Annotated in this window: 6 protein-coding genes; all 6 read left to right on the top strand. The window is 44.0% G+C overall.

Features of this window, described 5'->3' with window-relative positions:
• The first annotated feature begins 47 nt into the window (after window positions 1-47).
• The 6 genes from MKZ16_RS30460 (at window position 48) to MKZ16_RS30435 (ending at window position 10,953) form a co-directional block, all read left to right on the top strand.
• Window positions 48-587 carry a hypothetical protein gene (locus MKZ16_RS30460; RefSeq protein ID WP_038573625.1) on the top strand — a complete coding sequence of 180 codons (540 nt, stop codon included), beginning with the start codon at window positions 48-50 and terminating at the stop codon, window positions 585-587.
• 153 nt (window positions 588-740) lie between these two features.
• On the top strand, window positions 741-1,010 hold the full coding sequence (locus MKZ16_RS30455) for an alpha/beta-type small acid-soluble spore protein (protein ID WP_036681516.1): 270 nt from the start codon (window positions 741-743) through the stop codon (window positions 1,008-1,010).
• 339 nt (window positions 1,011-1,349) lie between these two features.
• Complete coding sequence (gene metK, locus MKZ16_RS30450; protein WP_036681514.1) at window positions 1,350-2,552, top strand: methionine adenosyltransferase; 1,203 nt, start codon at window positions 1,350-1,352, stop codon at window positions 2,550-2,552.
• Between the two features lie 201 nt (window positions 2,553-2,753).
• A complete protein-coding gene (locus MKZ16_RS30445) occupies window positions 2,754-6,788 on the top strand; it encodes an Ig-like domain-containing protein (protein ID WP_076106994.1) in 4,035 nt (1,344 codons plus the stop codon).
• Between the two features lie 214 nt (window positions 6,789-7,002).
• Window positions 7,003-9,735, top strand: coding sequence for a stalk domain-containing protein (locus MKZ16_RS30440; RefSeq protein ID WP_081393468.1), 2,733 nt, complete (start codon window positions 7,003-7,005; stop codon window positions 9,733-9,735).
• 57 nt (window positions 9,736-9,792) lie between these two features.
• Entirely contained in the window at window positions 9,793-10,953 is a 1,161-nt protein-coding gene (locus MKZ16_RS30435; protein ID WP_036681511.1) for a sensor histidine kinase, read from the top strand.
• Window position 10,954: the final 1 nt, after the last annotated feature.

The raw sequence follows: 10,954 nt of genomic DNA, 5'->3' as shown, positions 1-10,954 counted from the left end.
ATTCTTTTTTTATAGGTTTTTATCCCCAATAATGAGGAGGAACTTCTTTGAAATCGGTATGGAAAGTAACAACCGCTGCTGTATTGCTGGCTGGTGGTATATGGGCTGGGTCTTTGCTAAACATTACTGCTGAAGGTGCAGGTGTTGGTTCTCAGCCTGGCACAACGGATGATCCTGTAGTTACTAAAAGCTACGTCGATCAGCAAATTCAGAAAGCACTTTCAGGTGGTGCAGTGACGACTCCGGTAGCGACTGCTACACCTGCGCCTAGTGCAACCACAGCGCCAGTAGCTACACCTGGTCAAAATAGTAGTAATGAATCTGTGATTGTTGATGTGAAGCCTGGCCAAACTTTAATTGCTTCTGCAGGCGCTGAATTTATCGTTCGCGCGGGTAAAGCAGTAATCGTTTCACAAGATGCGAATGGTGTGGCCGATTTAACAGATGGTAAAGATCTTACAAATGGACTAGCTGCACCATCTAACCACTTATTGTCCTTCCCTCGTGATGGTCGTGGTATAGCTGTTCAAGAGGGTCAAACCCTTGGTCTTGTTGTGATGGTTCGTGGTGGATATACCTTGAAATAATGTGTAATGATATATATTCATAATGCCCGTAAACGGACTTAATCATACCTTCAAACTGTTTTCCAAAGTTACAAATCATTGGCGCGATTGAAGATTAAGTGATGGACGCACAATATTCCTGTAATCTTACAAATTCACAGGAGGTGCTGTAACATGGCACGTAATAATCGTACAGTCGTACCTGAAAGTCGGACAATGCTGAAACAAATGCAATATGAAATTGCAGCTGAATTTGGTTTATATGGGGCTCATTATGGAGGCGGGGCAGACACGGAGTTTGCTTCTGAGTTAGGAGCAGTCGGAGGTAGTGGTTCTGGCCGTAGTCAGTACCTTGGGCATCTGAGTTCAAGGGATAATGGGTCTGTTGGAGGAGAAATTACGAAGAGACTCATTAAGCAAGCTGAACAGTCTCTTTTTCAATAATATCAGGGGTTAGGATACCCTTATTCCTTATCTGATATTGCTTTTTTATAGCGTGAAATCAATATTCATACTCTCACGGGGGGCTCTGTGTTTAATTGACACCACCCCCTAAATAAGATAATATGACTTTTGAGGAAAGCCTTAGACCTTTTCCATATGGAAAAGGTTCATTTTTTGAAGAGTTTAGTGAATGCAGGCATTAAATTTTGCGAAAATCCTTCATAAAAAGAAATCAGGCAAACCTGAATTATTTATATTATTTAGTTTTATTATTTGGCCTGTTATCATTAAGGAATCCCTTATACAGTGTCAGACTAACCATATGGGAGGTTGTTATACTTGTCTATTAAAGGGCGTCATTTGTTTACTTCTGAGTCCGTTACGGAAGGGCATCCGGATAAAATCTGTGACCAGATTTCCGACGCAGTATTGGATGCATTTTTAGTTAATGATCCTAATGCACGTGTAGCCTGCGAAGTAGCAGTAGCAACAGGTCTTGTACTGGTGATCGGGGAAATCAGTACCAAATCAGAGTATGTTGATATTCCTGCCATCGTACGCAATACCATCAAAGAAATTGGATACACACGTGCAAAGTATGGTTTCGACTATAATACATGTGCTGTGTTGAGTTCTCTTAACGAGCAGTCCGCTGATATTGCCCAAGGTGTTAACTCTGCTTTAGAACACCGTGATCCTGCTCAAGTAGCTGAAGAAACAGCTAATATTGGTGCAGGCGATCAAGGGCTCATGTTTGGTTTTGCTACGAACGAGACACCTGAACTGATGCCACTTCCGATTGCCTTATCACATCGTATTGCACGTCGTTTATCTGAAGTTCGTAAGAACGGAACCTTGGACTATCTTCGTCCAGACGGCAAAACACAAGTTACGATTGAGTATCAAGATGAAAAACCTGTACGCGTAGACGCTATCGTAGTATCTACACAACATGCAGAGGAAATTTCTCTTGAACAAATTCAGGCGGATATTAAAGAACATGTTATTTTGCCTGTTGTTCCTGCGGAACTGCTTGATGCAGAAACCAAATACTTTATTAACCCAACCGGACGTTTTGTTATTGGGGGTCCTCAAGGGGATGCTGGTCTAACTGGCCGTAAGATTATCGTCGATACATACGGCGGATATGCTCGTCATGGCGGCGGAGCATTCTCAGGTAAGGATCCAACTAAAGTGGACCGTTCTGCGGCTTACGCAGCTCGTTATGTAGCTAAGAATCTTGTAGCTGCTGGTTTGGCCGACAAATGTGAGATCCAACTTGCCTATGCCATCGGTGTAGCTACTCCTGTCTCGATAAATGTGGATACATACGGAACAGGTAAAATCAGTGAAGAGAAAATGGTTCAACTGATCAGCAACAACTTTGATCTTCGCCCTGCGGGCATCATTTCTATGCTTGATTTGCGTAAACCGATTTACAGACAAACCGCAGCTTACGGTCATTTCGGACGTACTGATGTTGATCTTCCATGGGAACGCGTAGATAAAGCAGAATTGCTAAGAGATCAAGCAGGGTTGTAATTCAATCATACGGTCTTATAATATGTTAGCCCGCAAGTTGGCCATGGTGTCAGCTCTGCGGGCTATTTTGCGTGCGAAAACGAGCAGGGCTAGTGAATCTAACCATAGAGAAGTAGACTACTAAACTTTGCCAGCCTTTTAGCCGAAATATAAGAATATACATAAAGACGATAGTATGGCTTGAGAGGAGTCTATCACGGAATGAAAAGAAAAATTTCAATATGGACGGCACTTATTCTAGCGGGAGAGTTAGTACTTGGTTCGGGTTATCCTGCTATTGGAATAGGGAATTCAGCAGTGTACGCTGCATCAGAGTTTGGTATAACAGTCTCGCCAGCGCCTGGAGCAAGTTATGTAAATATCGGATCATCTCTTAGACTGAGCTTTGATCGTCAAGTAAACCCGCAGTCAGGTGAAATTACCATCACGGGTCAGGGTGATAGCTCACCTTTTTTAACGATTCCTATTGGTAGTTATGGTCTAATTGGTAGTTCAAAAGATTACGAGCTTAAGCTAAATCAACAGTTTACTTCAAACAAGACTTATACAGTGACAATCCCTAAGGGGTTGTTCAAGGATAATGATGGTAATGAGTCAGGTGTTACTTCATGGGCATTTACCACTGCGCCTGAGAGTAATACAGCGATTACGGCAGGCAACTTTTCACCTGCTAATAATACAAGAGTGGATGCAGGAGCCCTTAAGGAGCTAAGTCTAACCTTAAATAAAAACCTGTTAAAAGGTGGAGGTTCCATCCGGATTTTGTCGTCTGCAGATAATGCAACCGTACAAGAGTTCAAAATTAAGGATGATGATACTAGAGTTAACGTTCAGACTGATGCTAACTCTACTACAGTTAAACTAACATTGGATAAAACATTGGCCTCCGGAAGTAACTATTATGTTCTTATAGATTCTTATGCTTTTAAGGATGTTGATAATCGAACGTATTCCGGGATTTCAAGCGGTGATGTGTGGAGCTTCTCTACTAAAGGTGTGGCAGAGATTCCAGTGACTCCTGCACCGGCAAACGGATCAGGTGGGGTATCTACCACTGGAGCCCTACAGCTTACATTTGATCGTCCTATGATGCCTGCAGCTGGAACCATAACAGTATCTCCAGGTGCAGCTAACGATGCTAGAACGAGATGGCTTAATGTAAACTCCCCAGCCGTTACAGGAGGAAGCAGCAGAACTATAACATTACTTCCAGCATCAGCAGCATCACCCTTGCTAAACAGTACGCAGTATACGGTGACGATACCGCAGGGAGCTTTTTATGATCAAGACGGAAATGTATTTCCAGCTTCGGGTGCGTATACCTGGACATTTACAACGGCTTCTTTGACAGGACTTAATGTCAGCGCGCTAAACCCAGCTGACCGGAGTGAATCCATAGCTAACAACAGATCATTTTCTGTCACATTCAATCGTAATGTGAATTATAACAGTGCTGTGGAAAATGGTGTAGCGCTTTATAAAAGTGGTGGCGCACAGGTTCCGGTTACTGTTAACCGGAGTACAACTGCTGCAAACGAATATGTAATTACGCCTAAAACAGCTTTAGATAGCGACTCAACCTATTATATTGATATTGCTAAAGGAGCTTTTGTAGACGCTATTGATGCTAATGCTATCTATGATGGACTAAGCGGCAAAAATTCATGGAGCTTCCGGACCTTGTCTCAGGACAAAACAGCTCCACAGCTCACATCTGCATCACTCGAGAACAATCGGACCATTCGTTTAAAATACAATGAGAGTCTTAACTCTTCCATTGCACTGTTGATCTCCAGCTTTGGTGCTACGGTGAATGATGAGAATCGTACAATTGAAAGTGTCTATATCCAGGGAGACAGCGCCTATGTGGTACTCAGTACAGGGGTAGCGGTTGGACAGAACGTGAAGGTTAGCTATACAGGGGGTCTGCGGACCATTCAAGATCCAAGCGGAAATGCAGCCAGCACCTTTAGCTCAAAGCAGGTTACTAACACTATCGAGTCCTCCATGCCTACACCAAAAGATGGACGGATCACAGGTAGAACTGTAGCGTTGAATTTCAATGACTCTTTAAAGGCAGTTTCCTCTTACGCACATAGTCAGTTTCTAGTGACTTCAGATGGGGGATCTCTAGGGGTCAACTCCATAAGCTCCAGCGGGAACACTGTATATTTAGGGTTAAATAGCGATGCTTCTAATGGCCAGACCGTTCGTGTCTCCTATTATGCAGGCTCTTATCCTTTGCAGAATTCTTTTGGACAAAATATTGCGGATTTCACAGATTTCTACATTCGCAACAGCAACGATACAATTCCACCCGTGTTCCAAAGTGCAACCGGAGGTGGCAATAAAATCCTTCTGAATTACAATGAAGGCTTGTCAACGACAAACCTCCCGATGAACAGCCAGTTCTCTGTGCTTGTTGGCAGCACTCCTAACTATGTTACGAATGTATCCGTCAGTGGCTCACAGGTCATGCTAACGCTCCAGAGTGCTTTGACGGTGAATCAGAATGTTACGTTATCCTATGTTCCGGGGACTACCGGAATAAGCGATTTAAATGGAAACCGTGCAGCTTATATTAACCTGCAGCCTGTGTCCATCTCGGAAAATAGCGGCACTAGCATACCTGAGATTAGTTCTGCCACCATCAATGGCGACGAGCTTACGGTTACATTCAGTAAAAACATGCAGGCATCTGGTTCCCTCTATGCTAATCAGTTCGGAGTTAGAGCAGATGGAAGCAGTATGGGTGTACAAAACTACACTTTGTCAGGGGATATTTTAAAAATAACAACATCCTCAGCAGTAAAAACCGGGCAAACTGTTGATTTGTCTTATATGTCAGGTTCAGTTACGATCAAGGATTTAAGTGGTAATATACTGTCCTCCTTCTCTTCACTTTCTGTTAAGAACCTAACCGGCGTGAGCACCGGAACGGGAAATCGTCCATCCTATCTAGGGACGATTGCAACAAGTGAGTTTGGAAAAGAATACGCGCTGCTGAAGAGTGACTCTTCACAAATCGTGGATGACCGTTCGTTATACAATCAATCTGTAAAAAGATATACCTTAAACACAGATCGCCTGACGGCCAGTTTTGAATATCTGTATAAGGCAAGTAGTGATACATTAGCTTTTGAGGTGCCTGCTACAGAACAATCGGCCTATGTGACTGTTCCTTTAAAGCCTTTGCTTGATGCTGTAAATCGCAGTAAAACCACAAAATTTATGATACGTTATGGCGATCACTTATATAGCGTAGGATTAGACGATATCGATATGAACGGATTAGCGACAAGCTTGATTGCAGACAGTAAAAATATCTCGCTGGTGTTCCGCTTAGAAAAGGTTCCGGCAGGTACGTTCTCCCCATTTGAGCAAAAGCTAAAAACTATGGGGATGCAGAGCGTTACTAGTCTTATGGATGTCCGGGTGACTGCGATAGTAAGCAGCAATTATTCTAATGCTAAGGCATTATCGGTACCTGGAGAATACACTGTGCGTACAACTTCTTCATTGAACAATGCGCAGACATCTGCTGCTAGACTGGATCTTTCCTATTACGATGCAGCCTATCTGCCAACAAAAGTAAGTACGGTAGGTAGCTATACGATTATTCGTGCTCGTACGGAGGGTAATCAGGTGTTAGGAACTTTTATATCAACCCGGGCCTTCTCAGATATGAGTAAGCATTGGAGTAATTCGATCGTAGCTGAGCTTAGTGCAAAGACTATCATCGATAGCAGTTACGGGACTACATTTAGTCCAGAAAAAAAGATTACCCGTGCAGAGTTTGCAGTAATGCTTAGCCGGGGACTTGGTTTGCTAGGCGATCGCGAGACCGCACAGCGCTTCCGGGATGTGCAGCCTTCCACACAAACGGGAGACTATATTGGTGCAGCAGCTAAGGCTGGTATTATTACAGGCAACACGGATGGCTCCTTCCGGCCTAATGATAATATCACTCGTGAGCAGATGGCAATCATGATGATTCGCGCAATGGAATACACCAAACATCCTATTACATTAAGCGGCACTTCTGCTTCAACGCTGGCTCGCTTCAAGGATAAGTCCAAAATTCAGAATCAAAGTGCAGAATTCGTAGCTAAAGCTGTGCAATCGGGGATTATTTTGGGAATGACCACAAGTGAGTTCCAACCTCAGGGTAATGCCACTCGTGCACAAGCTGCTGTGATGTTGCATCGGATGCTGAAGCAAACAGATTATTTATAGAATAAATAGATTGGTAAAGCCTGGCATTCTGCTGGGCTTTTTTTATGTTAATAGTTTGTGTTACGAGACTCTATAAAGCTTGAAATCTCTCAATTTCGCAACTTTTTCGCTTATTTTCAGTCTATTAAAAGAGTACTAGAAAAATAGGAACCAGTTTCCAGACTTTTGATAACGGACTTGAAGAGTAAAAAAGAGATGGGAGAGTTACGTCGAAATGAATGAAGTTTTCATGGAGAAGAAGAGTAGGGAAGTTGTTCGGGGAATGAAATTATCATCTACTAAAAAATGGGTTGCCGCTTCATTAGCAGGTGTGTTGTGGATTATGCCGGTAATTGGCAGTGAAGGCTTAGCTATGTTTGGTCATAGTTCCACACCAATTGCTGCCGCAGCCACATCTAATTTTAAAGTAAGCAAGCTGGGAGAAGAAGTAATTACTTCGGGCGCCATTATGATGAAATACAAATATACGGCTACACGTTCAGGAGCGAGCGCTTCTGGCTTGGCGGATGTTATTCGCGTTGACCTCAACAATCCATATGTTTCTTTAGATGTTATGACTGGTAAAGGTGGAAACCTGACAACACGTCAAAGTACTGGCGGGATGGCTAAAGAAACTGGAGCCGTGGCTGCAGTAAACGGAGATTATTTTAATACAGGCGGGGAAGGCGCTCCGATTGGTGGACAAGTATCCAGTGGAGTCTTGGTTTCCACCCCTTCGCAATTGGATGGAATGTATGCCTTTGCAGTGACTAAAGATCGTAAGCCTCTTATTGATGAGTTCAGCTTTGAAGGAATGATAACCGCACCTGACGGCGCACAGTTTGAGATATCCGGTATCAATAAAGGTGCTTATAGTCCTGAAGGTGGGAGCTCGACTTATAGCCATGCTAATGCAATGTATATCTATACGGATGTATGGACCGCACTCGATCGTCCCAAAAACAGCTCAACCACACCGACAGAGGTGCTCGTTGAGAACGGCGTAGTTACTCAAATATCTGAAAATGCTGCGCTTCCTACAGCGGTTCCAAAGGGAGCTTATATTTTGCGGGCCCATGGCTTAGCCGCACGGTATGTTACTGCCCATCTGACTGTTGGACAACCGGTAACAAGTGTGTACTCCCTGAAATCCAAGACTACGCAGCAATCGCTAGATCCTGCTAATCTGCAAACAATGATTGGTGGACATACGATTCTTGTAAATAACGGAAAAGCTGCAACGTTTTCTCGCTCGACTAGCAGTATTGGCGGTTATCGTGCACGTACAGCTTTAGGATACTCTCAGGATGGACGTTATGTATATATCATAGCTACTGAAAAAAATGGCAACAGCTCAGGAATGTCATTGACCGAGCTGCAATCTTTTATGACCAATATTGGAGTCTGGAAAGGGCTTAACTTAGACGGAGGCGGCTCTACAACGATGGTAGACCGGCCTCTCGGTGAAACCTCAGCCACACTAACCTTTAATACAGAGTATGGCACAGAGCAGCGCAGCATCGTTAACGCGCTTGGTGTTTATACTAACGCACCACAAGGTGAAGTAAAAGGAATTAAAATTAGCGGAAGCACTTCACTATTAGTTGGACAAAAGGCTACTTATTCGTTAAAAGGTTATGACACTTACTATAACCCTATAGATGTAGCAGCAGGCAATCCTACTTGGACATCAAGTGGAGGAAGCGCAACTGTAAGTGCAGGAGAAGTAACGGCAGTGAAGCCAGGCACCGTTACCTTAACGGCTAAAAGCGGCGTAGCAAGCGCTTCTACAACCCTTACAGTCTTGGGTGGAGATGATCTATCCAGCATGAGTGTGGGCACTGCTACAGCGCCACTGACAGCTGGGACAACTGTATCTGTCCCTGTAAAGGCCGCTACGAAGAGTGGAGCAACCATAAGCGTTCCAGATTCAGCGCTGAAGTGGGAGTTTGTAGGTTTTAAGGGAGTAGTGCAAAATGGCAAGCTTACTGTAAACTCTGTGGATGCAGGGGTTACTACAGGTTACGCTATTGCTCGTTATGATGGATTTAGCACAGCGGTTGTATTATCGACAGCAGCAGCTACAACATGGGAAGATTTCGAGAAGGTAAGTTATCCAGTCAACTTTACTACCAATGTGCCAGCGGTACAGGGGACTGCAACAATAGTAGACGGATCGGCTGAAAGAGTAGGCTCCAAGGTGCTGTCACTCAGTTATGATATGACGGCTGGCAGCGGTAAAATGTACGCTTATGCTCAACTTAACGGCACAAGTGGAAAAGCCGTTCCAGCGCTTGCAACTTCGATCTCAGTTGATGTGATGGGCGATATGAGCTTAAACTGGCTGCGTGCTGAGTTTGTAGACAATGGTGGAGCTACAGCCTATGTAGATCTTGCGAAGATTATCGATTGGAACGGTTGGAAGAACATAAACATAGACTTGTCAGGATCAGGGATTAAATTCCCGGCTACGCTGAAGAGACTTTATGTAGTCAATGTAGAGGAAGGCCAAGATGAACGGGCGAAGACAGGTACCGTTGCTTTTGATAATATCACCTTCACAATGCCTTCACTTTCCAGTGATGCAGGGTTACCAAAGGGTACGGCTTCGATGAGCATCGGCTCCAAAGCAATGACCGTAAACGGAAATAAGAAGGCTATTGATGTAGCTCCAATTGTGAAAGACGGCAGTACTTATGTGCCGATCCGTTATGTGCTGGATGCTTTTGGAGGGAATGCTACCTGGGATCAGGTGAATAAGAAGATCATGGTGTTGCGCGGAGCCAAGGCACTGGATCTGACGGTAAATAAAAAGGAATACCTGTTAAATGGTAAGCGACAAAGTGCTGAAGTAGCACCTATTATTTTACAGGGTAGGACTTTAGTACCTCTGAGACTGGTTTCTGAACAGTTAGGATTAACTGTAAAATGGGAACAGAAAACGAAGACCGTAACTATCGAATCGTGATATGTTAATATATAAGGAAAACCTTAATACGATCCGATAGAAAAGGGGCAAGCATCCGTGGAATTTCAAGCCGATGCGATTGATCGCGTTATTAAAAATACCATCGACGTGATGGAGAGCAGCAAGTATCAGATTTTTGAAATATTGCAGGTTGCACGTGATGAACTTGCTGCACTCAACAAGGAACTGCAGCGGGTCATGGACGAAACGGATGAAACATTGAAAAAGGTAGACAAGCTGGAGCTACAGTATCACCGCTCCAGAATCCGGCTGACAGAGGTCAGCCGGGACTTTGTCCGCTACTCAGAGAAGGATATCCGTATTGCTTATGAGAAGGCTACGGAGCTTCAGCTCGAACTCATGATGACGCGTGAGCGAGAGGTCTATCTTCGAAGCAGACGTGATGAATTACAAATGCGAGTGCGCAGTGTCGAAAATTCTGTAGAGCGTGCAGAGTCAATTGGTTCGCAAATGAGCGTAGTGCTCGAATATTTGTCGGGAGAACTAGGCCAAGTGACGAGAATTGTCGAATCTGCGAAGAACAGACAGATGATCGGACTCAAAATTATCCTGGCTCAAGAAGAAGAACGGAAGAGAATTGCCCGGGAAATTCATGATGGTCCCGCTCAAATGCTGGCAAATCTAGTCCTTAGGACGGAAATTGTAGAAAGAATGCTGGTAAAGCAGGAATTTGGGCTGGTGCAGGACGAAGTAGTAGATTTAAAAGGGCAGGTACGTAACAGCCTGGAAGAAATGCGTAAGGTTATTTTTAATTTACGACCGATGGCTCTCGATGATTTGGGCTTAATTCCGACTTTGCGGAAATATGTGCATGATTTTGAAGAGAAGACGAAACTGCGGACGACTTTGGAAACCCGAGGACAGGAACACCGACTATCTTCAGCGATGGAGGCGGCGGTATATCGTCTGGTTCAGGAAGCATTGTCTAATGCAGCAAAACATGCCTACCCAAGCTTCGTATTGGTGGAGATTACATACCAAGCGCAGTTAATTAAGATTGTGATTAAAGATAACGGATTAGGCTTTAATGTACAAAAGTTAAAAAATCAGCAAGGTAATCGGGAAAGCTTCGGGCTAGTAGGTATGCGGGAACGTGTAGAACTGCTTGAAGGAAGAATGGAAATTGTATCAGCCGAGAATCAGGGGACAACAATCGTGATCCATATTCCGACGAATGTGGAGAAGGGGAAGGAGTAGT

The organism is Paenibacillus sp. FSL R5-0928, from assembly GCF_037970385.1.
GTDB lineage: Bacteria > Bacillota > Bacilli > Paenibacillales > Paenibacillaceae > Paenibacillus_AQ > Paenibacillus_AQ odorifer.
Note: the sequence above shows the minus strand (reverse complement) of the source record. Positions and strands in the feature narration are given on the sequence as shown.